Source organism: Neobacillus niacini NBRC 15566, from assembly GCF_001591505.1.
GTDB classification, from domain to species: Bacteria; Bacillota; Bacilli; order Bacillales; family Cytobacillaceae; genus Neobacillus; species Neobacillus niacini.
The window spans coordinates 114,913-140,186 of record NZ_BCVA01000008.1 but is presented as its reverse complement, the minus strand read 5'-3'; the positions used below and the strand labels follow the sequence as shown (position 1 = coordinate 140,186).

Below are 25,274 nucleotides of genomic sequence, written 5' to 3'. Positions count from 1 at the left end.
GAGGAGTTTTTGTAATATATACATTTAGGTTGATACCGTCACGCTATTACCATTCGACTCTTTTGCAGATTCTAAAACTAATTTTACTGAATCCCAAATATGTTCCTGGGTTCTTTTACGAGCTAAATTTGGATTTCGTGCCTTAATCGCTTCCAAAATTAACCTGTGCTGATGTAAGGTTTCGAATGAACGACCGCTGTTACTCTTCCATGACATTACTCGGATTAAATCAATTCCTGCCCGAAGGTGATAAAGAGTATTTTTCAACGCATGATTTCCGCTTACTTCTATGATTAGATCATGAAAATCATTGTTAAAAATAAGTAATTCAGAATCCGGAATATTACTATTTTCCCTTATTTTTCTTTCTGTCAGTTCTAGAAGCTCCTCCATTGTTTTAAACTGGTTAATACTTCCACGTTTAGCTGCTAGTTGGGCTGCCAAGCCTTCAATTTCCGCCCTTAGTTCATAAATATCTTCAATCTCTTTAATAGAAAAGTTTTTAAGCCGAACTCCATGATGAGGAACAGACTCTAAGATTCGTTCTTGAACAAGCATCTTTATAGCTTCCCGAATTGGTGTACTGCTAACTCCTAATAACTCTTTGAGTTGTCTTTCTCTTATCCATTCACCGGGTTGAAAATAACCCGTTTTTATGTGGTCATATAAAAGCCGATAAACAGCCATTGATGTTGTTTCCTTAAGGAGTTTACTGGATGTACTCATCCTCCTCCCTCCTATCCAAAATATTCATGATCAACCTTCCATTTCAACTTTGTAAAGTTTGTATCTTTCTCTTTATCTCATCCGTAACAACTAATCTTCTTGCCACTCCACTCTTTAAAGCACTCCATGGACCTGACTTAAATTAATAAAGTTCCTTTATCAATTCATCAACAGGCACCACATCGGCATATTTTTGCTGCATATCAAAAAGATTAATAGCATGAGAAGCAATGCCTCGGTCAAACACACATTCCTCTGGAACAACCACTCGATAATTGTTTGAGAAGGCATCTATAACAGAGGCACGAACACAACCGCTTGTTGTACAGCCCGTAACGATTACGGTGTCAACCTGCTGGGCTGTTAAATAGGAGACTAATGGTGTCCCAAAGAAAGCACTAGGTTTTTTCTTAGAGATGACAATCTCTCCGTATTGAGGTTTTAGCTCTTCTACTACTTGTGTACCCTTTTCTCCTTCCAAAAGCGCTGGATGATCGAAAATATTCCCTTTGATTGCCACGCGATCATTAGAGGAGGATTTACTTCCCTCAATAATGGTGAAGAATATGGGAAGTTCAGCTTTTCTTGCGGCATGTAAGAGTAATTTAATATGTTCAATGGCCGCCCAGCTGCTTTCTCCACAGCTAGTTGGATATTTTCGAATCGATTCCTCGATGTTTTCCGGAGAATCCCCTGTAAAGCCATATTGTACATCTACAATTACAAGAGCAGGTTTTTTACCTATTCCCGTCGGTTTTCCCAAGCCAGCTCCTTGGTAGACCTTCTTATCCCGTTCATCTAAATAATTATCCCAAATCCGAATCATTATATTTTCTCCTCTTATCCATACGTAATGACGCGATCATGATCTACGGTAAGTTGCACAAGAACATTTGGTTCAGCTAGTTCTACCTTTTTTCCACTTAACTCATGCTCAGTCATACCTCGGGCACCGCAGGAAATTCTGGAAAGATAAATATCTCCTCCGCCGGAAACAATCGTATCGTATGATTCACGTAGAGAGGTTACACCATCTCCAATACCAATTACACTATCTAATATATCATCGCGCAGCAGTTGCACAGCACTTCCTGCTAGAAACATGGATACTTTATGCCCTTCATCGATCGCTGTTTTCGCAATAAGAAATGCACGATCAGCTTGAGTTGGTGCTTCAGGTCCATGTGTCAAATGAATAAGAATCTTTGCCATTTACAATTCCTCCTAATCTAATAATTTAGTCTAGCCCCAACAATAACTCTACTTTAGGGGATTTGTATTTAATATCCCCTTGAAAGTAGGTAGCCTGCATTCGGAACTATGGGGTTTAATTTCAACTCTTTTAATAGTTTATACACTGTTGAAGTAGCAGCGGAAAGAACAGGTAGATTTATCTTATCCTGTACCTTTTGAATGGCCGGAAGAGACTGCATTTGTACACAGGCTGACAAAACAACCGCATCGGCATTGCTTATATTTAAGTTATCAACTATATTAATCAAGTTTAAAGGATCGAGTTTACCCACTTCTAAGTTATCGGAAACTTCTAAACTGATAGAATCAGTAACTTCAATACCTGTGGATTCGATATAATCGACCACTAACTTTGTTAAGGGTTTCATATAAGGTGTAATGATCGCTACCTTTTTTGCTTCCAAAGCATTGATCCCTTCAATTAAGGCACCTGCACTGCTGACTACTGGTACAGCTGTACCATTTTCCTTTGCAATCGCTGAAAGACGGTCCTCAGAAATACAGTGGTAGCCTGGACCTTGTGACATGATCGCTACGAGGCATGCATAAGCCAGTGCGTCACAGCGTGCGTCTGAGAGCTCCAACGCACATCGGTCACTTGCTGTATCCATTTTTGCCAATTCCTCTTTTGTAACATGCATCATGCGCATGCGGCTGGAATGGAAGGTAAACGTTTCTTGTGGTTCAATTTGTTCCCTTGAAAGCAACATAGCTGGGATTTCTTTTTCCATTGTAGTATTTGAACTTGGTACAATCAGTCCAAGACGGTATTCTTTTTTCATGATTAAACCTCCACTTTGTTAGATAGTAAATCTTTATGGCAGTTACGATATAACACTTTCGTTGGATTCGGTTTTAACATTTTGTTCTTGCTGTGAAGGTATGAATTTCCATGTGATACGTTCTACTTCTGCTTCTTCAAGTGCTTTATATACTGCATTGTGCGATTCATATCGAATATCTGGAATTTTTCGCAATACCACAGTGGTTTCTACTTCGGAATCAAAAGGAAACGGGTCTACAACAACCGTTCCATTTCCTTGCCCTTGAACAGTAATCATACATCCTTTGCTATCAACACTTTGACGTACTGGTCCCATAATAAATTCATTGGTCGTATCCTGCTTATGCATAGAAACATATTGTGAGAGTCGGTCCATAAATTGAACAATCTCATAATTCTTCCACAAATTATTTTCGAATTGACTTCTAGGTCCTGTCTTTTCCCATAAATTCATTTTTAAATCGACCCATTCTTTTTGCAGGCTGATAATTTTTTCATCGATAAGTGGAGCCAAATCTTCCGGGATTTTAAAAGTGAACGAAGGATCATATCCGAAACGGCTCGTATATAAGCCAATCCAGTGCATTCCTACCAAGAGTCCAGCATAAGGGTCCTCTTCTTTTACTTGTTCATAACCCTTCCCGTAAAAATCGACGTGTTGGAGCAGGTTGACATTAAGGAAAGGAACAGGCTGACCACTGTCGTCGTTGAACAAAACTTTTGTATCAGACTCAATCCAGCCTATATCATGCTTTTGGACCGCCAAGCAAAGGGACTCAAAATGGTCTGGACGGGCAAATTGTTCATTTCCCCAATGACGAGCAACCTCTCCAGCTTGGACTGAATGATCATATTGATTCACAATATATAAAAATCCATCTTCATGCTTCGTAATAAACATTCATTAATTCTCCTTTATTTAACCAGATTACTAGAATTTCATATCTTTAATCTGTAAAACTATCGTTTAAACTCGATCCCATGATCTTCTAATTGATTTATACAATACTAGGGTATGGTTTAATTTGCTTCAACTAATTCATCATGAAAGATAAACGATTCATCAATATCAAGAGGAAATTCCCTTGTAAATAATTTTTTATATAAATTAGTTATATCTGGCATTTTGGTAGCAATACTGAACATTAGAGGAGCGATCTCTTTCTTAATAGGCTCTCTTGTCAAAAACTTCTCTATCGTTAATTGCAGGTTTTGAATCATTTTTACTTCTTCTTTACGTCTACTTTGAACTTGTTTCAGCGTTTCAAGTGATAAATCGTTATTCTTAAATCCTTTATAAATAACATCTGCTGCTATAACTGCTGTTCCCATAGCCAGTGTACTTCCTACTGCTCCCCAAGGAGTAACACAATGGGCTGCGTCACCAATGAGCATGCAGCCTTCTTCCTTCGCCCAATCCTTTATATATCTCATCCTGCATAAAAGTTGGACGAAGGATTTGAAGTCTGTAACAGTATCAAAGTGTTGTTTAAGAATCGGCATATCTTCAAGGATTTTTTCTTTGAAGGATTCAATACCTTCCTTCTTTATCTTCTGGTACTCACCTTTAGTAAGAGAAATTCCACACTGAATATAACCGCCTAGTTTCGGTAAGAAAAGATAATTGTAGTTCTTTTGGAAATAGAAATGGTAAATATTATAATCCCAAGATTCTGGCTTTTCGAAGGAGAACCATAATAAATCGTTATCATAATAATCGAGTTCTAGTTCAAAATTCCCCAGCTTCTCCATAGTTGAATTTCTTCCATCCACGCCTACAGTTACTCTCGATTTAATATTTAAATTCCCCTCAAAAACCTCATCCTCTGTGAAGTTAATTTGTTCGCCAGGTTTAGCTACAGCATATACTCCAGTAACCTTGCCATCTTCTCTTAGTAGGTCTCTCACTTTGGTATTAAATAACAATTTGAAGTTTGGATATTTTTTTGCTTTGTCAAGCAGTGCCGAAAGAAGGGTAGGTTGTGTGAGTCTTGCACAGTAACTCTCTTCATCAATCAGAGTATTAAATGCCAGCTGCATAATTTTCACATTATTATGAAAAACGTTTACTTCAGGAATTTTTACGTGCGAATTTGATTCGATATAATCTAGTAAATTTAGTTGTTTCATCAATTGAACAAAACGCGGTTGTGTTATTTCACCTCGATACTCTCTGTGAAAATCGCCATTTTGCTCGAGTACAATCACTTCAAGCCCCTGTTTCGCCAAAAGTAGTCCTAATAGCATTCCAGCAGGTCCTGCACCAACGATACAGACATCAGACTGAACTTCTTTTATCAATTCCTCCATTAATCATCACCTATTTTCTTGCAATTTTTTTACATAAGATTTATTTCAATCACTTAAGATCATCCACTCACTGCAAACTCTTTGGATTGCTTCATAAGATCTCTAAGCTGAGCTGGTTTTACAGGAATATTTTCAACCTTAATATTCCATTTGCGCAATGCATCTTCAACAGCAGATTGAATGACAGCTGGTACAGGAATGGTGCCACTTTCTCCTGCTCCCTTCATTCCAAGTGGATTAAGCGGAGAAGGTGTTTCAACATGCCCAATCTTCATTTCAGGTACCTCACAAGCAGAAGGTACAAGATAATCCATTAACGTACTTGTTAACAACTGACCTTGTCTGTCGTAAACGATTTCCTCATACAATGCATTTCCAATTCCATTTGATATTCCCCCCTGGACCTGCCCCTTAACTACAAGTGGATTGAGCAGCTTTCCATTATCATGTACTGATGTATAATCTAAAATTTGTATCGCACATGATTTGGGATCGATTTCGACTACTGCAATATCTGTCATCCCAGTTACCGAAGCAGCTTCCGGAGCAAAATAGTCAGTAACCTCTAATCCTGGTTCCACCGAATAAGGGAATGTAGTTCCAGGGAAGAGTCCTTTTGCTTCATGAGCTAAGTCTCCTAAACTGATTTTTATAGAAGGTTGTTCAACCGAATATACATGTCCGTCTTTCATCTCTAATACGTCGATTGCTGTGTTCAATTTAGCGGCCGCAATTTTTAAAGCCTTCTCCTTCACTGTTAGAGATGCTTTGTATACCGCCGTACCCACAATTACACCCATTCTACTGGCAAAAGTTCCTGTTCCGTAAGTAATGAGACCAGTATCTCCTTCACGTACAGTGACTTTCTCCACCGGTACATCAAATACTTCAGCAGCTACTTGAGCAAATGTTGTTTCATGACCTTGTCCTTGAGTAGCAGCACTGGTCAGCACAGTTATTTCGCCTGTAGTTTCAACACGAACGGTTGCTCCTTCAAATGAACCAAAACCTGTGTTTTCAATTGCTGAGGCAACTCCAATTCCGATATAGCGCCCCTGCTTCCGGTATTCTATTTGACGCTTACGCCACTCGGAATAGCCTGAAATTTCAACAGCTTCATTTAAAACCTTTCCATAATTTCCGCTATCATAAACCTGAGGTTTTCCATCTCGAGACAGGAGTCCTGTTCTATATGGAAATTCATCCTCTTTAATCAAATTCCGTCGGCGAATCTCTAATGGGTCCATCCCAAGTTTTTCAGCTGCCTGATCAAGTAATCGATTTAAAATTAATGCAGCCTGCGGGCGGCCAGCCCCTCTAAACGGAGCCATAGGAACAGTATTGGTATAGATGACCTTAGCATCGCAAAAATAATTAGGTACTTTATATGGACCGGGTATAAGAGTAGAAGTCATAATAGGTACAATTATCCCCCAAGGTACATATGCGCCATTGTTGGCAAGCATTGTATCCATTACGGCAAGGATCTTTCCGTCATTGGTAACACCTAGAGAAGCTTCATGATATTGTTCTCGTTCATGAATACAGCTCATCATATGTTCAAGCCGGTCCTCGATCCAGCGTACAGGTGCCTTTACCTTACGAGCGGCCCATGTAATAAGAAAATCCTCTACATAAAAAATAGCTTTTGCACCGAAGGCTCCACCTACATCTGGTGCAATAACCCTGATATTATTTTCAGAAACCTTTAGTAATTTCGCTAAAATTGAACGCATTTCATGCTGACTCTGGGTTGCGGCATAGACTTCCAGGAATGGTTCCGGTGCATTAAAATCCCATTTAGCAAGCAAGCCTCTTGTTTCAATTGGCAAACAGCTGACCCGACCGATTTTGAATCGATGATGAACAACAACTGGTGCTTCTTTCATGGCCGCCTCTGCATCCCCTACCGACTGTTGAAAATGAGCTGCGACATTCGACTTCAAGTGTTGATGAGCAAGGGGCGCGTCACTTTGAATGGCATGATCCAAATGGGCAACTGCAGGCAGCGGTTCGTAATCGACGTTAATCAGTTCAATCGCATCTTCTGCAATATACCTATTTTTAGCGATGACCATCGCAACCGGTTCACCCACATGGTGGACTACAGTATCGAGTGGCTTCTGTGTTACAGGCACCAGTTTCGGGTGGGGAAATAGTACGGGCAGCGAATCAAACTCCTGTCCATCCTCTGGCCCAAAAACCGCCACAACACCTGGCAGCTTACGTGCCTGTTCAAGATCAATTTCCCGAATCCGCGCATGAGCGTGCGGACTTCTAAGGAAAGCGGCGCTCAATGTTCCTGGAATGTTCAGATCCGCGATATATCGCCCATTGCCTTTAATTAGACGTGGATCAATTTTTCGCTTCATGGCCTTACCTATATACTTCATGTTTACTCCTCCTCATTCGTTACAGGACCTTTTTTTATTGCGTCTCTTATCACTTCAGGCCGTATTGGTAAGGAAGTAATTTCGATAGGGTATTTATCAAGTGCATTAATTATCGCGTTTGCAATTGCAGGTGCAACCGCAACAGTTCCTCCTTCTCCTGCCCCTTTGACTCCAAGTGGATTTAATGGTGAAGGAGAATTTTCCAAAATTTCAATTTCAACTTCTGGCATTTCCATAGAACTCGGTATCAAGTAGTCCATAAATGATCCCGTTATAAGCTGTCCGTTGTCATCGTACCGAAGCTCTTCAAAAAGGGCTCCCCCTAGTCCCTGGGCCATTCCGCCAACTAGCTGTCCGTGTACCAATAAGGGATTAATTGCCTTGCCAATATCATAAGCAATATAATACTTTTCAATTTTAATTTTCCCTGTTTCTGAATCAATCGCTACTTCAGCAGCGTGAATACCATACGGATAGGACATATGATCGATCGAAAAGGTATATTTTTCACGAAGTTCAATTCCACGCTTTCTGCACTCTGTGATGATGTCTTCTAACTGACAGAGACACTGCTGGTTTGTAATATGGATAATCAATTGATTCTTTATATCCAGTTCTTCGGCTGGAAGGTGCAACAATTCGGCAGCAACCAGTAACAACTTCTTTTTAAGTGCTTCAGACGCGTACCAAGCTGCAGAACCTCCTACCACCGTACCGCGTGTAGCAAAGGAGCCATTTCCTTTTTCAACTACATCAGTATCTCCATGAATAACAGTAACCTTCGAATAAGGAATGCCCAATTGATCAGAGCAAATTTGAGCTAAAGCTGTCTTTACCCCTTGACCGACGTCCGCTAGGCCAGTTTTGCAGGTTAAATCTCCTTTTTCCAGGATCTCAACTTCACAGAATTCCCAAGGTCCTAACCCAGATTTTTCTACAAACATGGCAAATCCTAATCCAATAATCTTGCCCTCAGCTGCGGCGAGAGCCTTACGTTCAGCAAATTGATTCCATTCCATTGCATTTCGGGCTATGTCTAGAATTTGAGGATAGTCTCCGCTGTCGTATTCCACCACCTGACCGAGTGCCGAAATACCATTTGTATAGGGCATTTGCTCCGGTTTAATTAGATTTCTCTCTCTCACTACTGTCGGGTCGAGGTTCAGTTTTTTTGCAATAATATCAATAATACGCTCACGTACAAAAGTGCCTTCAAACCTCCCCGGTCCACGATAGGTTCCGGTTGGTGTTTTATTGGTAGCAACTACATGTGTTATGAATTCTAGTGCATGAAAATCATACGGTCCTGGAAACATCCCTTGGGTCAATACGGGAACCGTTATGCCGTGAGTACGAATATACGCTCCTGTATCCACAAAAATTTCATCACGTAAGGCGTGAATCCTACCGCTCTCATCAAATCCTACAACCACATGGTGCTTTTGTTCACGTGAATGGTTCGTTGCCACCATATGTTCCAGCCGATCCTCCACCCATTTAACTGGGCGGCCAAGCCTGAGGGCAGCATAAGGGATTAAATAGTCTTCGGGGTAGAATTCTCCTCTAGGACCAAAACCTCCACCCACATCCGTTTCAATGAATCGAATGTTTTGAGAATCTATTTTTAATAACCTAGCAAGTATTTGATGATTGAAATGAACCACCTTTGTAGGACCATAGACTGTAAGTCTTTTATCTTCTTGGACCACAGCAAGAAGGCCCCTAGTTTCTAGCGGAATACCAGAATGTCGCTGTACATATAAATCTTCTTCAATAACATAGGGACACTTTTTCAATTCCTCATTGACAGATCCCTTTTTCGAATGTATGAGGAAGAGGTCATTGCTACCAATCTCAGGATGCAGCACACTTGTATCGGATTGAATCGCTGTATGTACATCCGTGATAGGAGCTAATGATTCATATGTGACATCTATCAGGTCTGCTGCATCCTCTGCTGTGTACCTAGACGTTGCGACAATAAGCACCACCGGTTCCCCAACATAACGGACTTTATCTTTCGCCAGTGGGAACTGCAGTGCTTTCGTCAAGGCTTCATTAGGGGCTAGCCGCATCGGAATGGGAGAAAGATCTTTCGGCAAGTCCCATCCTGTCATTACCATAAGAACTTCGGGCAGTTGTTTTGCTTTCTCTGTATCTATTCGAAGAATATTTGCATGAGCATGAGGACTACGAACAATTACAGCCTCACATTGATCATGCAGCTTTATATCTCCAACATATTGACCCTTACCTGTAATTAACCGCGGGTCTTCTATTCGCTTCACACTCGTGCCGATGGTCATACATTCACTTTCCTTCCTGTCTGTACGACCTGTAAATCACTAGACTCATCATCACACTTTTTGTTTTTGGAGAGCAATTCCGCCGCTAACTCCACGGCATCGACGATATTTTGATAACCCGTACATCTACATAAATTTCCTGAAATGCCTTCCCGGATTTCTTCACGATTAGGATTTGGATTCTGTTCAAGGAAATGGCAGGCCGACATGAGCATGCCTGGTGTACAGAATCCACATTGCAAACCATGTTTTTCCCAGAAAGCCTCTTGCAATGGATGAAGACCACCGTCAGGATCTGCTAAGCCTTCTACTGTTTGAACCTTAGCCTGATCGGCTTGAACCCCGTATACTAGACAAGAGCGGACAGGTCGACCATCCATGATCACCGTACAAGCTCCGCAAATTCCGTGCTCACAGCCCACATGTGTTCCGGTTAATCCAAGCTCATCGCGAAGTACATCAGATAATAGCATTCGAGGCTCAACTGAAGCGGTATATTCTTTCCCATTCACGGTTAAAGCAATGTTTTTTAAGTTACTTTGTGTCATGATTCCACCTCCGTATAGTACTAGATTACTAACCCTTACGATTCGCTGCCTTCTCAGCAGCCCGTTCCAACACTCGTTTTGCATAGGTAATACATAAATCTTTTCGATATTCACCACTTGCATGAATATCCGGCTCAGGATCTACCAAATCTCCAATTCGATTACAGCATTCTGAAATCGTATCAGAATCAGGAAAATGTCCAATAAGTTCCTCTGTTATTTCATCTAATATAACTGGGACTCCATCTACCCCACCTAAGCCAAGGGTAGCGGATTTAACCCTGCCCTCATCATCTAATGTCACGGAAGCAGCAGCCAAAACGATTGCAAAATCTCCCTTTCTCAAGGTGAATTCATCAATCGCAAAACCTGTATTTGCAGGAGGAATCGGAATCTCAATGGATACTAATATCTCATTCGTTTCAATAGTTGTCGTTAGATAAGTCATAAAAAACTCATCTGTCGTAAGTGTTCTATACTCCTCTGATGATGCGAGAGTAATAGTAGCACCTAGTGTACTAAGCATCACGGGAAGTTCTGCAGTTGGATCAGCATGGACAACACTGCCCCCTATCGTCCCGCGAGACCGAATCTGTGAATGTCCGATCAATTTCATTCCTTCTGTAAGTAAAGGACATATTTCCCCGATTTCTTTTGACTCCTCTACTTGAAAGTGTCTAGTAAGTCCACCGATTTGAATAACAGAATCGGTAATATTTATAAAATTGAGTTCGTCTATTTTACTAATATCAATTACGACTTTAGGACGAGCTAAACGCATATTCATCATTGGGATAAGACTCTGTCCTCCAGACATGATTTTTGCATCATAACCAAATTCATCCAATAAGCTTAATGCTTCTTCAAGCCCTGATGGAGAATAATAGTCAAAAACAGCTGGTTTCACGTTATACCCTCTTTCCAAATTAGAATGTTAATAAATGTACTGACTTTCTAATTAAATTGCTGTTCGGGCTTTTGTTTCTTTGGCAATTTTCTTAAAGAAGTCCTTTACGATCATCTTGGCGATACCTGATAAAATGCGCTGACCAACACCAGCTATTTTTCCGCCTACCTGAGCTTCTCCTTCATACGAGATGGTAGTGTTAGGATGTGAATAACTAAGTTCTACAATGGCATTTCCTTCCAAGAAGCCCATGTTACTGTCAGCCTTCATTGCTAAACAGTATTTGTTTGGTCCTAATTTATCGTAAATTTTGATCTCTGCTTCATATTCACCACGTACCGCTGCAATACCAATTACAATATCAGCCTTGTAGCTATCAGGCTCTGTTTCTGTCAAAACTTTACACCCAGGAGTTGCTTTTTTAAGAACCTCAGGATCATTTAGAGCGTTCCAAACCTCTTCTTGACTTGCCTCAACAATAATCTCACCTTGTACCTTCATAATAAAACCACCTTTACGAATATGATTTTTCCTTACAAGTGACTCAGGATGAGTTTTTATAGGTATCCTGTTCAGATTCTAATTAATTATTAGAATTTTCTCTTTCTTGAAAAAATTATAAAATATATTATATATAATTGTGAAATACGTAAATTTTATGAAATAATAAATTTTTTATATTTCCATAAGGTTTTTGTTATAAATCTAAATTACTATTGAAATCTGGAATGCAATAAAATAGAAGAGGCAACTCTCGATGTCGTCCTAAAGGAGTGTTATGTAATAGTTTTTTTATTATGTAAATAGAAGAAATAAGCGAAGACAACATCTAGTCTTCGCTTATAATTTGCAGATGAAAAACAAACTAAATCAAACAACTTACACTTTGTTCTTTAATCTGAGAACTGGATTGATTTCTAATTTTGATTAGTTCTGCCAGCACACTTATAGCAATCTCATCTGGTCCTTCTGCACCTATACTTAATCCAATCGGGGAATGAACAAATGATAATAAATCTTTATCATTTACTAACCGTTCAGTTCTTCTTTTTGGTCCTAAAACACCAAGATATTTTGGAGGGGATTGTAAAAGATATTGAAGGATTGTTTGATCCCTATTAAAATTATGGGTCATGACCAGCACAAAACTATCATTTGGAATTTCTAATTTATTAAAAAAAGATTCTGGATGTTCGATGAAGCGAAAATCAGCTTTTGGGAAAATTTTTTCACTGCAGCGACTGCTTCTCGGATCTATTACCGTGACAGAAAAGTCGGATTGTGAAGCGAGCTCAACTATAGGCTCAGCATCAGGACCCGCCCCAAAAATATATAATTTTTCTTTTGGTTGGTATCGTTCGAGTAAATACTCGCAATTTGGCTCATCAATATGAATCAATTTTACTTTGCTTCCACTAAAAACAAAATTCTTGATATGGGAGATTAATCTTGGTTCAATATTTTTGTCTTCAAACTCTCCTAGGATTTTTTCGTAATCAGAAAAAAGGACTATACTGCCCTGTTTATCACCGTCATTTATAAGATTTGCAGAAACAATATTTATACCATTATTTAATTGTTGGTCAATATAAGGCCATAAAGGGGTATTTGGGTGTAATTTACACAATTCCCACCCTATCGGTTCAATATATATTTCAATGTCCCCATCACACCCGGCACTTTGCCCCCAAGAAAGATCATCTTCAGATCGTAGATCATATTTAACCGTCTTAGCTTTAAGTGAATGAATGACTTCCTGTGCCTGATAGATTAAATCTTCTTCCAAACAACCGGCACTTATGGTTCCAAAATAGCTGCGGTCTTCTCCTATAAGCATTTTTGCACCTTCTCTTCTATATGCAGAGCCATCAACGCGAATTATGGTTGCCATCGCAAAGATATTGTCTTTCTGTTCTTTCAATTTCTTTATTAACCTACAAATATCATTCATTATGTCACACCCCTAAATCTATGTTAAATAAGCTTACAGACTATTTGTTTACTAATTGTGATTGTGTATTTACATATGATAAATAGATGATATAATAATTTTTGTAAATTATCAATATTCTTAATATTCAATTTCGACTTATGAAAGGGGATGTTTGTTATGAACGTACTGTATTTGGAAACGTTCTTAATAGTTTGTAATAATGGAAATTTCACTGAAGCTGCAAAGAGACTTTTTGTTCCCCAACCAACGATATCGAATAGAATTCGTTATTTAGAAGAAGAACTTGGCCAAGAATTGTTTGTTAGAGGAAAAAAAGGAAAACGAAGTGTAGAACTAACGCGCGCAGGAAAAATGTTTCAACCATATGCGGAACAAGTTATCGAGACCTTAAAAACAGCAAAAAGTGAAATAAACCAGGATGCTAATGAAAATTTAATGACTATTGGCAGCTCTATTGCATTAACACATCCATTCATTTATGAAAAAATCAATTTACTCAATGACGTTCATAATAAAAATATTAATCTTCTTATCATGGATCATTCTCTGATAGCTAAATCGCTAATTGATGGAATTCTTGACATTGCTTTTGTAACTGAGCCAATCATCAATAAACAATTAGAATCTCATCCAGTCTATAATGAACCATTTGGATTAATCGTCTCAAGCGAACATCCTCTGGCGGAAAAAAGCTGTTTGGAAGATGTAACAGATTTAGAAGAGGAATATCTAATTTTCTACAAATCTTTTTCTAAAGATCAAACGATGTTAAGAAATATACCATGCAGGAAAAGAATAATGACTAATCAGATTGAATTAGTGAATGACCTTATTCACAACCAAAATGCAGTATCATTTCTTCCTCCAAATGCATTTTGTAACGAGATTAAGAAAGGAAGATTAGTTCACATCCCAATTCATACCGATTTACTGACTTGTGAAATTCAATATTACCTGGCATGCAGAAAAAACGAAATATTCTATGAGGATATCTTTTTGACTTAATAGTAAAAAATTTTTAGATAATGTACTAAAAACTATGGAGTTCCTGGACCGTTTAGAATTTTACTTTCTTCATGGGTCTGCAATCCATACAATTCTATTTCACCTTGGATTGGCTTCTCAAAATTCTCCTTGAGCATAGACTTATTCTCCGCAGACTGGCTACTCTCGCTTATGCAGTTCGTTGGCATTCCCTTTTACATTTGTTGTTTCATTACTAGCAGGACGACTTGCCAACTAAAAGTCTTGTTATTTTTACTGTATGGAGATTTGCTAGCATTGTATACCGTTAGATGTATAGTAAACAACCCATCCAAAAGTTTTCGTTTAAAACAGCATGGCTAGGGTCCAAATCCATAAAAAAAAAGCAGATCAATTGGAATCTGCTTTTTCTTACTTTTTTCTGCAGTTTTAATTTAGGTGCTTTTTTTGGGTTCAAACTAAAATGAATACAGTCAATTATTTGCTTGATTTTGAAAAGTTGAAATGGATATCAGAAAAAGTAGCAGTATTTAGATTATCTAAACGGTTAGACACTTTGTTACCATCAACGGCCATTCCAATGTAAACTTTCTTATTCATTTCTATCTTTCTTTCTCCTATTAGCGTCCAGTTAATTCCATCGGTAGATCCCTCTGCTCTAAAAACATCACCTGTTCGTTTAACTTTTAAATAATAACCCAAATGCTGGTCCTTATCTTTAAATGGAATATCATTTAGTAACGCAACTCCAGATTCCATCGCACTACTTGGAGTATCAAGGTTTTCATCCAACTCGTCCATATTTCCACCTTGTTCATAACGAGAGGCTAAATACGCCGACCATGGATTTCTATAGTAAGTTGTTCCGTTTTCCTTCCAAGAATAAGATTTTGTATAGGAAAGACCTAACGCCACGGTTTTTGCATCTTTTTCAAGAGTTTCCCTGATCATTAATCCAGCAAAAGAATGGTGGTCGACAGGTGTCATAGTCTCTACCTTTGCTATCAATTCTCCATCTCCTGCCAAATTACGATAAGTAAAGTGGAATTTATCATCAGCTGCTATTAACTTTCCAGAACCTTTCACCGTCATGACATCATTTGTAAGGGAAGCATGGCCTGGAATATTTGGTGTTCCAATATCCGTTGATTTCCATTGTTTTAGATTGGTATCGCTATTGACATGTATAACAGAGGCTGTCGCTTGTGTCTGCAGACCTGATTGATCAATTGCCTTGGCGGAAATATAATAGGTACCATCTGGTAATTTTGTGGTCAGAGTAAATGGCTCGCTTACATCGGTTCCAATAATCTGATCTCCATTATAAAATTCTACTCTGTCAATTTCTGACTTTCCTGTTACATCTGCTTCAATAGTAACGGCTTCACTAGTTTTATAAATTTGATTATTTGTTGGGCTTTTCAATGAAACTTCTGGGTTTTCTGGTTTATATTCCATATCAATCAAGGAATTCACGTAATTTTCAAGATTAGTGTAACCGCTTTGATCTGTGGATAATTCTGGGCTATCATTAGAATTATTCGGATCTAAACCATTTTTAAGCTCCCAAGCATCTGCTATCCCATCTTGATCTTTATCAAAACCTGTTGGCCGAGAAGTTATTTCCGTAAATGGAAGGCCCCCTACTTCTTCATGACGATTAACAAATCTTCCTAGATTGTTCTTCACTTCGTTTACAATTCTGGCATCCAAGGCATCCCTTTTTGGATAGGTTGCTCCAGCCTTAGCTAAAACCTCAGTATATGCTTCTTCAGCAGTTGTTGTTCGAAGTGCTTCTTCAGCTGTTCCATCCATCATAAACTCTTCATTGACGATTTCTGTTGTTAGGGCAGCGCTTTCAGAAACATAAATGCCTTTTGAATTATCGTTGGATACCTCATTATTCCCTTCAAGTACATTTCCGTTAATGTAAAATTTACCTGGTTTGTCTTTCTCCCCTGCATCAATCACCCGTGATTCTACACTTGTACGTGTGCCTAATCCCGGCTTCATATAGTTATTAATATAATTGGCATAGGCTCTGCCTCCGCCGTAAGCAGTGTTAAATCCCCAGTTATAAATCACATTATTTCTTATATCAAACAAGCCAATATGGTTGTTGTCATCTGCCTCGGCAGTGCCGCCGCCTAAACGGGGATTTCGAGAGGTATGGTTTGCAACCAGATTGTGATGGTAAGTGGTATTTACTCCACCCCATATTCCACCGTACCCATGACGACCCTTCGTATGACCGCTCATTGCTAAACTCTCTGCAACAATAGACCACTGTACAGTCATGTTTTCCGCGCGATATAAGGACATCGTTTCATCAGTAGACCAGCTTGTTGATATATGATCGATCATGACATTTTTCATGCTTCTCCCCCAAATGGCGTCCATAGAATCACCGGTATGCACATTTTCAGCACCTGGACGGAATCGGAGATAGCGAATAATAACATTCTCAGAATCACTGATATTCGTTTCGTATCCAGTGATGGTGATTCCATCCCCCGGAGCAGTTTGTCCAGCAATCGTGATATTCTTCCGTTTTCTTAGTGAAAGTGGTTCCTTTAAATTGACGTTTCCGGAAATATTAAAGACAATGAAGCGGTTATCCTGACTTACGGCATCACGCAGGGAACCTTGGATCGGCTTTTCTCCTGTTCCATAGTCTTCTAGAGTATTAACCATATAGACTTCACCAAATCTTCCGCCGGTAGTATAACGTCCCCCGCCTTCTGCCCCTGGAAATGCGAGTACTCTCTCCATTTGATCAACTGTTGCAGTAACGGCATTCGCTTTATTATCTATAGGAATTGCCGCTAAACTTGAAATGGTTATTGCCGCAGCTATTATGGAAGCCTTCATTTTCTTTCCTTTAATTAATCTTTTATTCAAGATTTAATCATCTCCTCATGATTATATTTTGGGGTCTTTAACCAATATTAAAGACCCCTTATCATTTAACACCTACAGTTAATTAATAGTTACTTATTTTTCGCTTCCTCACTAACCGCTTTACCAGGAATCAGATGAACCGTTTCACTCGGCCCCTTACCACTCCAGCGATACCCGTCAACTTTTACAAGACCGTTTAAAATTGTACCGGAGAGTCTTTCTCGTTTGGAATATTTGATTCCACGTCCTACAGCTTCTACTTTAAACGTATATTTCTCGCCTTGTTTAAGTCCTGTAACAGTGTAATTCGTTTCAGAAGTAGTCATTTCCGCATTGATTGGAGTAAATTCAACTCCTTCCTGCTTAATCGGCTGTCCATTAACATATACACGGTACCCTATGACTTCTTGGTTTATGGCAGCTGCCTTGTTCCAAGACAAAGAAACACTCGTTCCATCCTTTCCAATCGCAGCCGTCAACCCGCCATCAAAGGATGGAGCCCCAATGGCATATGGAACCGCCGTTTTGATTTCAAGCGAACTGTCATAACGAGTCTTATTTCCTGCTTGGTCGACTGCTTCCACTTCAATCACATATTTTGTACCTGGCTGAAGATTTGTTAGCGTGTATTTACTAGATTTAACAAATCCATGTAACTTTCCGTTAGCATAAACGTTATATCCTGCAATCCCAACATCATCACTCGCGGCGTTCCAAGCAACAGAGGCCCAAGTGAAGCCGGCATAAACAACATCAGCTTCTTTTCCACTAAAGGTTTCATTAGCAGGTATTTTAATAGTGGGTTCTGAAATTTCAGTATTTTTAGGAAGCACTGGCGCTTCTACATCCGCTGTACCAGGAGTTTTTATTGTCACTTCAGGACCATCAGAAGTACGATTCCCAGTTGCATCAGCGGCTTCAACCTTAAACGTGTATTCTCTATCCGGAGATAATCCCTTAACGGTATAGCTTGAATTCGGCGTTGTCGTATAATTAGAATCTATTTTTTCTCCGTCTTTATATATTGTGTACCCTGAAACAGCAGTATCATCTGTCGCTTTATCCCAAGTTAAGGTAACACTCTTTCCATCTGATGAAGCTTCTGCTTGGACTGTTGCTGTTTCTGACCATTGCGGTTTCTGGATAGCATTTTCAGGAGACTGTGTTGTATCTTCAAACACTAGCCCTGTTGAGTTTTTGATTCTCCATGGATTTCCACCATTATCTTTGACGTTTGTAAAAGCTACATTAATAAATTTAAAATCCTTAGCGTAATCCATATTTACAGAAAAGACATTATCAAATTTCACATTTCTGAAGGTAATATTTTCGTGGTAGACTTCCCCTACATCATCATTACCACTTACTAAGATAGACTGTTTCTTACTGCCGCCTTGGTTGCGTACGGTTGTATTGACAATCTCCATATCTCTAAATTGGGATATTTTTTGAGCTGGTTCATAAAGGATTGAAGCATTCGCATCCGTATAAGCAGAAGTGAAAACAAATGGACCATCTCCATCTATTCCCTCTAATGCATTATCTCTGAACAAGATATTTCTTGCTCCGCCGCCCATCGGAGTATTCGTTTTACTGCGTAAGCCAACGTCTGTTTTATACATAATGTTATCTTCTACAACAAAATCTTGTATCCAACTGCCAGTATGACTACCTGTTACCACTCCACCGTGACCTTCACGAATATAGTTATTAAAAATCCATGCATTTCCCGTTGGTTCTTTTTCAGCAGCTGCCTGTCCCATTCCAGAGGCAAAGTTAATCGCATCATCTCCAGTATCTACGAAGTTATTGAAGACCATAATGTTTTGAGAATCGCCGAACTCATATCCATCTGCATTATTTCCATCGTATGTCTTGGAAATGGTGCCATTGACAACAATGTTTTTACTGTGAAGGTTTACAATCCCGTGGTTAGCTGGATTGAGCTGGGTAATTCCCTCATAATACATCCCGTCTACCCCGCGAACCGTAATCAGATTGGATCGTCCAGAATAAGCAGATTTTGCATCCATCCCCATTACTTGAGCAGCGTAAGACTGCTTTGCAGCTAGTATTCCGAAAGTGCTCTCTGCCTCAGGATTTAAAGGACTCATTTCTCCATTTACTACTTTTACATCCCCTGTAACTTTAGTGTTATTACCTGCAACTAGACGAGGAAGCTCTTTGCCTAGTTCATCAATCGTTGGATGGCTTTTATCATATTTCCATCCGTTACCATCAATGATCCCGTTTCCTACTATTCTAATATTCTTTAGGCTGCCATAATCGTACGTATGAGCATTGATTAGGGAGTAAGAACGCTCATCGGTCGAGTAATCATACAGCCAGAAATTCATGCTATAATCTTCCGCATCTGATGACCCCTGTAAATATCCATCTACTTGCAGTGTCATATCGGACTTAAGCCAAAATTCTCCAGAGATAAACTTTCCTTCTGGAATTAAAACCTTTGCTCCTGGTGTCGCCGCGTCAATGGCAGCTTGTATGGCTTTTGTATCTTTTGTTTCATCATCTGGTGTTGCACCAAAATCGACAATATTGAAAATTTCCGGTACTGCTGTAGTTTTCCCAACAACTGTATTGGAAGGAGCTGATTCGATTCCTTCTGCATTAACTGAGGTTACATAAAATTCATAAGATTTGTTTGGTTTAAGGTTTTCTACCATAAAATTATGAATAAGAATATCAACATGGAAATCATCTTTATCAATATTCTTATAAAAATTATCAATATATGCTTTTGCTGGGCCGTTATTATCTTTTAAAGAGCTGCCTATTTTCTTGCCATCCATATAGACATTAAAATCTGTAATCTCCTGATAATCTTCAGGCTTCTCCCAAACAAGGGTTATACTGTCTTCGTCAGCAGCAAGGTTGGGTATCTGTAGGTTTACTGGAGCTGGAAGATTACTAGATGAAGATTGTCCTTTTGCTAAAGCTGTCGCACTAAATTGACTGAGTACTAGTAAAAATACTAGTAAAATATAAATACTAACCTTAAATTTCCTCAACTATCCAAACCACCTTTATGATTAATTATTGTTACTACGATCAAGTCCACGGTATTCAAAGAAATCAAAATCCGCATAGGATCCCGCTTTCCGGTCCATATCATGAACTGCTATTCCTACAAAGTTACCGGTAAATCCTCCCGCCAGGAATAACAAGTCTTGTGGTTCTCCAAGTCCTTGCCAATGTGATTTGTCACCCATGTTATAATAAAACCTTCCAACTGGTCCGTTGACTTCAATCTTTAACTCTACTTCGCCCTCTTCTGTTGGAATAATGTCTGGAGCTAAAGTAAATTCACCATCTAAGCATTTCATCAAGCGAAGAACACGGCCTTTTTCCTCATCATAAGTCAGGTAGGAATAAAGGTAATTACTATCATTTAAGTACAGCAGTAATCCAGCCATTTGATTATATGTTCTTGGGGTATAGTCAATTTTCGTAGATGCATGAAACTGGAAATCTTTTTGACGGATGGCCAATATATGATGTTCAAATAACGATTGAATGGAATCACCAGAGATTAAACGTAAATACCCTTCTCTGCTAGTTAAATCACACCAAGAGTCATCCGCCAATATACGGAGGCTATTCCACTCTTTATCGAGGACACCTGTAAAATTATCACGGAAGTTTGTATTAATCTCTTGTACAACTGGTTCTGCCGTTATGATCTCTGTTTCTGCCAATGGTCCATTGCCTCCATCTACTAATCGCAGCCAGCCATCTTCTGTCCAGTAAACTTCTTGAATAGCCGTTTCACGTCCTAGTATCGCTGCTTTTCCCATTAATGGCCGGGTGCACAAATAGACCATATACCAGTTGCCCATTGGGGTCTGAATAATACTGCCGTGACCCGAACATTGCAATGGTGATTCAGGTTTATCACTAGCAGTCAACATTGGATAGTGAGGATCCAATTCATATGGTCCAGTGAGTTCTTTTGCACGGCAGACCGTTACAGAGTGGCCAGAACCTGTTCCACCTTCTGCGGTGATTAAATAGTAATAATCATTATGACGATAAATATGTGGAGCTTCTGTTTTTGCCAATTCTGTACCATCAAAAATTTTATAGACAGGTCCTGTTAACATTTGTTTTTCAGGGTCGTATTCTTGAAGAACAACTCCTGCTGATTTATTGCCTGTTTCTAATCGATAATCCCAAATTTCATTTAACAGCCACTTACGTCCATCGGTATCGTGGAATAAAGAGGGATCAAAACCGCTGCTATTCAAGTACACGGGTGTCGACCATGGACCATTGATACTAGGTGCTGAAATTAGATAATTATGACTGTCTTTAAATGGCCGTTTTGTACTTTTTACATCGGTATAGACTAGAAAAAATAAACCTTCAGAGTAACTAAGTTGCGGCGCCCAAATACTTCCGTTTTGTGGATTACCGCGTAAATCTACTTGATTCGTTAAAATATCGGTTTCATGTTCCCAATTGACTAAATCCTTTGAATGATAAATGCGTACACCTGGCAGCCATTCAAAAGAAGAAACAGCAATATAATACGTATCTTCTACCTTTAGAATAAATGGATCTGGATTAAATCCTGGTAAAATCGGATTGGTAATTTTTGTTTGATACATTTTCTACTCCTTCTTTTTCCTTTAATTTTCTAAACAGGCACAAGCCGGCTGCAATAAAAAAGAGAAAAGCAATAGGAAAAGCAATAAATTGTGTACCCATTAATGTTACTAAGCCGGTACAAATAAAGAGAACAGCTCCCCTTTTAGGATACTTATTCCGCCAAATCGATAATGCAGCAAAAGCAACTAGGATAAATACGATCAGCAGCGTAACACCAAACCATGTAGCTAACGCTTTCACTGCTTCAAAGCTCTCTGAAACATATTCCTCCGAAACCCCCTCCTGTAGGATCGGAAAAACCGTTGTCGTGTAAGTACTCTCTTCCATAGAAGTGATTGTTAATGAAAACCCGCCTAAGAAAATCACACAAAGTATCACAGCTGCTATTCCAATTATCACTTCCCATTTCCGCTTCATTCTCCATGTTCCTTTCCTATTAATCTAGTTGTATGAAATCAACCCAATCTAACTTGTTCCTATCACCTTGATCGCTATATAGATTGTTGATCTCCTTATAAGTTACCGTTATTCTATTAGCTTTGTTTCCCCAATCATCCCATCTATTTGGATGTATATGTGAACCTATCACACAGTTGGCAAATGTAGTTTTCGAGTAGGGGCGCCATGGTCTTCCTAAAAAGACATTTTTAACATCTGCGTCAGCCGTAATAAAACATTGATTAAAATAAAAACCTTTTTTATTTTTTGAAGTTGAGGCAGCAGTAACATAGCCATCTTTGTTGTTTGGTCTCTTCAATGACTTAATTTCACAGCTTTCAAACACTGCTTCACCACCACCAAAAATATAATCAACAGTTCCTTCTATATAGCAATGAATAAAATGACTCTTGTTTTCTGTATATATCGTCCTTATTTCAGGAGTAGAAAAAGGCTGGCCATTTTTTTGCATTTCTGGCAGCGGCCCCAGACAAATGGTGTCTTGCTGCCCTCTAAAAGAACAATTTTTAAAGGTTACGTTGTTTCCTTCACTATATAAGGCAATCGCCTGGCCCACCTTTTCACCGGGTCCTGCAATATTACTAATCTCGATATTTTCTAAACAAATATTTTCACCGTTGATAAACAGAGTCGCGGTCTGAAATGTACCTATTTCCCGTAGATGTTCATCTTTTTGTAGTGCGTAACGATTTCCGATAATCCTAACAAAACCTATTCCTATCAATGTAATATTTGATTGATATAAGGCAATATTTTCATAATACAATCCACTTAAAACCGTTATTTTTACCGGTCCCTCTACGTCACGACAGCTATCTAGAGCATCTTGAATACTCGAAAAATCACAAATTTCTTTTCTTCCTACAATTAGACTTTTTAGAAAAATTAAAGGTGTTTTTTTAAGAATGTCTTCCATAATGCTCTCATTTCCTTTGTTTCCTGATGTCCCCCTGTGAGAATTCGGCCTTCCCAATTTTGAGAAACAGATTGTTGTTCATATGTCTTTTTCAATCGTTCGTTTAAAAATTCTGCTCCATCAATGGGACACATTCGATCATCCTTACCGATCATACTAAGACGTGGCCTTGGGGCAATCATTTCTTGAACTGCTAGTGTAGAAAAATATTTTAGAAACCCAGGAACATAATAATAGAATCCATGATGATCCAAACCACGTTTCTGTTTTAATGTCTCGATATCCACTTGTGCTGCGATGTCGACTGTGACCTTTATACGCTCATCTAGTGCTGCCAGCCACCAGCTCATTAATCCACCCATTGACATTCCAATTGTGGCTATTCTGGTGTGAGCTACATCGGACCGCGTTTCCAGATAATCTAGCAGTGCCATGTTATCGAATATCCGCATCCCCCACAGAGTCTGGCCATCTAATAGCATTTCCTTTACCAATTCACTTTCTTGTTTGCCTTTGCGTTGGTTAAAGCCCCACATATCTATTGAACAAACAGCAAACCCAAGTTCGATTATCTCTTCAAGGAAGGAAGGGTTTTGCAAATAAGAGCTGCTGGTTAAGAGTTCTTCTTTCCCTTGTTCAAAATTGCCGCCATGTGAATGATTAAAGATAACTGTTGGTAAAGGTTCAACCGCATTCAATGGTTTAGCAAAATAAGTGGGGACAGTTTCAATGTCATTTAAATGCAGCATTAAACTTTCTAAAACATACCCCTGTCTCTTCTCTAGACTAATTAATTGTGCAGATAGGTTTTCCGATTGTGTACGTTCCCCTAACAAATCAATCAGTTGACTACGCCTTTTTTCAATCACACTACCCCTACTTCCTTAAGGAGTACTTCTTCAGACTTTGTATTCTTTGACTTGCAATGGGTAATCTCTACTTCCTCGCTATACTCAACATGGAAAGCTGGACCTTCATGATTCTCTATGGTTATGCGATTAAATAGGATGTCTTTGGAGAATCCTACATAAAAACCTCGATTATTCATATCCTCTATTCCTGCCATCATCGCAGGTTTCCCTGGAATCGCATTTTCTGCCATAGAAATATCAATATTATTAAATGTTATCTCGGAAACATATTGCTCCGCTAAGCCATAGATAAAACCAGCGGATGCATGAACATTTCGAGCGGTAATATTAGCAAAATGGATTCGTCTAAACATCGGTGTTTCTTCCGTTATTGGATAGGGGTTTTTATCCCAAACATATTTATCCTTTCCTTTTGGCCCACAGAAGTAATATAGGTTCAAAATAAATGGACACATTACCCGTTCCATAACAATATTGTCGACACGAATATCTTCCACGACTCCTCCACGTCCACGCCGTGATTTAAAGCGAATTCCTCGATCGGTATCCTGGAAGGTGCAGTTGCTAATCGTAACATTCCGAATATCCCCACTCATCTCACTGCCAAATACCACTGCCCCATGGCCGTGAACCATTGTACAGTTGGTAATCGTAATGTTTTCACAAGATACCCTTTCAGCAGTATCTTCCGTGCCCGATTTAATCGCAATACAGTCATCCCCTACATCAATGTGGCAGTTGCTGATTCTTACGTTTTTACAAGATTCTGGGTCAATTCCATCCGTATTAGGTGAGTCTGATGGGTTGATAATAGATAGATTATCGACTGTTACATCGTGACAACGAATCGGATTCACGGTCCAGCTTGGTGAATTGATTAAGGTTACATCTCGAATGGAGATGTGCTCACATCCATCAAAACTAATCAATTTCGGACGTGGATATGCCAGCTTTTCTCGCTCATTGCGGAAAATATGCCACCATTTCTCCCCATTGCCATCAATTCTGCCAAAACCAGTAATAGAAATATTTTGTGCATCTTCTGCATAGATACAAGACGCATAAACCTCTCGCACAACACCTTCCCAACGAGAAACGACCACTGGATAGTCCTCTTGTTCATCCGAAAATTTTAAAGTGCTCCCTGCAGATAAATGCAATTCAACATTATTTTTTAAAAACAAAGCACCTGTGAAAAAGACACCTGACGGAATCAAGATTTGTCCGCCGCCGTTTTCAGTGGCTTCATCAATGGCCTTCTGGATAAATTGCGTACATAAACTCCCATCGTTTCTTGCACCGAATTCGGTAATATCGTAAGTGGTCAT

Annotated in this window: 20 protein-coding genes; 1 reads left to right on the top strand and 19 read right to left on the bottom strand. The window is 39.2% G+C overall.

Annotated features, from left to right (window positions below):
• Window positions 1-24 precede the first annotated feature (24 nt).
• The 12 genes from BANA01_RS09700 to BANA01_RS09645 form a co-directional block, all read right to left on the bottom strand.
• The gene (locus BANA01_RS09700) at window positions 25-726 is read right to left on the bottom strand and encodes a GntR family transcriptional regulator (RefSeq protein ID WP_063252936.1); all 702 of its coding nucleotides are present in this window, start codon (window positions 724-726) and stop codon (window positions 25-27) included.
• Window positions 727-868: 142 nt separating this feature from the next.
• Window positions 869-1,552, bottom strand: coding sequence for an isochorismatase family protein (locus BANA01_RS09695; RefSeq protein ID WP_063252933.1), 684 nt, complete (start codon window positions 1,550-1,552; stop codon window positions 869-871).
• A 14-nt stretch (window positions 1,553-1,566) separates the two neighbouring features.
• Window positions 1,567-1,938: a DsrE family protein gene (locus BANA01_RS09690; protein ID WP_063252931.1), complete on the bottom strand. Its 372-nt coding sequence runs from the start codon at window positions 1,936-1,938 to the stop codon at window positions 1,567-1,569.
• A gap of 68 nt (window positions 1,939-2,006) precedes the next feature.
• Window positions 2,007-2,762: a maleate cis-trans isomerase family protein gene (locus tag BANA01_RS09685; protein ID WP_063252930.1), complete on the bottom strand. Its 756-nt coding sequence runs from the start codon at window positions 2,760-2,762 to the stop codon at window positions 2,007-2,009.
• 42 nt (window positions 2,763-2,804) lie between these two features.
• Entirely contained in the window at window positions 2,805-3,665 is an 861-nt protein-coding gene (locus BANA01_RS09680; protein WP_063252927.1) for a DUF3891 family protein, read from the bottom strand.
• 119 nt (window positions 3,666-3,784) lie between these two features.
• Entirely contained in the window at window positions 3,785-5,074 is a 1,290-nt protein-coding gene (locus tag BANA01_RS09675; RefSeq protein ID WP_063252926.1) for an FAD-dependent monooxygenase, read from the bottom strand.
• Between the two features lie 59 nt (window positions 5,075-5,133).
• Complete coding sequence (locus tag BANA01_RS09670; protein WP_063252925.1) at window positions 5,134-7,467, bottom strand: xanthine dehydrogenase family protein molybdopterin-binding subunit; 2,334 nt, start codon at window positions 7,465-7,467, stop codon at window positions 5,134-5,136.
• A gap of 2 nt (window positions 7,468-7,469) precedes the next feature.
• Window positions 7,470-9,773, bottom strand: coding sequence for a xanthine dehydrogenase family protein molybdopterin-binding subunit (locus BANA01_RS09665; protein WP_063252924.1), 2,304 nt, complete (start codon window positions 9,771-9,773; stop codon window positions 7,470-7,472).
• Window positions 9,770-10,321, bottom strand: a complete 552-nt coding sequence (locus BANA01_RS09660; protein WP_082799461.1) for a (2Fe-2S)-binding protein — start codon at window positions 10,319-10,321, stop codon at window positions 9,770-9,772. Before BANA01_RS09660 ends, BANA01_RS09665 begins: the two co-directional genes overlap by 4 nt.
• A 28-nt stretch (window positions 10,322-10,349) precedes the next feature.
• Window positions 10,350-11,228, bottom strand: a complete 879-nt coding sequence (locus BANA01_RS09655; RefSeq protein WP_063252922.1) for an FAD binding domain-containing protein — start codon at window positions 11,226-11,228, stop codon at window positions 10,350-10,352.
• Between the two features lie 51 nt (window positions 11,229-11,279).
• A complete protein-coding gene (locus BANA01_RS09650) occupies window positions 11,280-11,729 on the bottom strand; it encodes an SRPBCC family protein (RefSeq protein ID WP_063252920.1) in 450 nt (149 codons plus the stop codon).
• A 364-nt stretch (window positions 11,730-12,093) separates the two neighbouring features.
• Entirely contained in the window at window positions 12,094-13,179 is a 1,086-nt protein-coding gene (locus BANA01_RS09645; protein WP_063252917.1) for an XdhC family protein, read from the bottom strand.
• 159 nt (window positions 13,180-13,338) lie between these two features.
• Between BANA01_RS09645 and BANA01_RS09640 the strand changes: the two genes are divergently transcribed.
• On the top strand, window positions 13,339-14,187 hold the full coding sequence (locus BANA01_RS09640; RefSeq protein ID WP_063252916.1) for a LysR family transcriptional regulator: 849 nt from the start codon (window positions 13,339-13,341) through the stop codon (window positions 14,185-14,187).
• 456 nt (window positions 14,188-14,643) lie between these two features.
• Here BANA01_RS09640 and BANA01_RS09635 read toward each other — a convergent pair whose 3' ends face one another.
• The 7 genes from BANA01_RS09635 to BANA01_RS09605 all read right to left on the bottom strand — a co-directional run bounded on the left by BANA01_RS09635 (window position 14,644) and on the right by BANA01_RS09605 (window position 25,274).
• On the bottom strand, window positions 14,644-17,067 hold the full coding sequence (locus BANA01_RS09635) for an Ig-like domain-containing protein (protein ID WP_063252914.1): 2,424 nt from the start codon (window positions 17,065-17,067) through the stop codon (window positions 14,644-14,646).
• An 89-nt stretch (window positions 17,068-17,156) separates the two neighbouring features.
• Complete coding sequence (locus tag BANA01_RS09630; RefSeq protein ID WP_063252911.1) at window positions 17,157-20,099, bottom strand: fibronectin type III domain-containing protein; 2,943 nt, start codon at window positions 20,097-20,099, stop codon at window positions 17,157-17,159.
• A 21-nt stretch (window positions 20,100-20,120) separates the two neighbouring features.
• Window positions 20,121-21,698, bottom strand: coding sequence for a glycoside hydrolase family 43 protein (locus BANA01_RS09625; RefSeq protein WP_063252909.1), 1,578 nt, complete (start codon window positions 21,696-21,698; stop codon window positions 20,121-20,123).
• A complete protein-coding gene (locus BANA01_RS09620; protein WP_063252904.1) occupies window positions 21,655-22,116 on the bottom strand; it encodes a DUF4064 domain-containing protein in 462 nt (153 codons plus the stop codon). The genes BANA01_RS09625 and BANA01_RS09620 overlap by 44 nt, the downstream gene beginning before the upstream one ends.
• 19 nt (window positions 22,117-22,135) lie before the next feature.
• Window positions 22,136-23,074, bottom strand: a complete 939-nt coding sequence (locus BANA01_RS09615; protein ID WP_063252902.1) for a pectinesterase family protein — start codon at window positions 23,072-23,074, stop codon at window positions 22,136-22,138.
• Window positions 23,044-23,943: a dienelactone hydrolase family protein gene (locus BANA01_RS09610; RefSeq protein ID WP_411834099.1), complete on the bottom strand. Its 900-nt coding sequence runs from the start codon at window positions 23,941-23,943 to the stop codon at window positions 23,044-23,046. Before BANA01_RS09610 ends, BANA01_RS09615 begins: the two co-directional genes overlap by 31 nt.
• Window positions 23,940-25,274 carry a glycoside hydrolase family 28 protein gene (locus tag BANA01_RS09605; protein WP_063252900.1) on the bottom strand — a complete coding sequence of 445 codons (1,335 nt, stop codon included), beginning with the start codon at window positions 25,272-25,274 and terminating at the stop codon, window positions 23,940-23,942. Before BANA01_RS09605 ends, BANA01_RS09610 begins: the two co-directional genes overlap by 4 nt.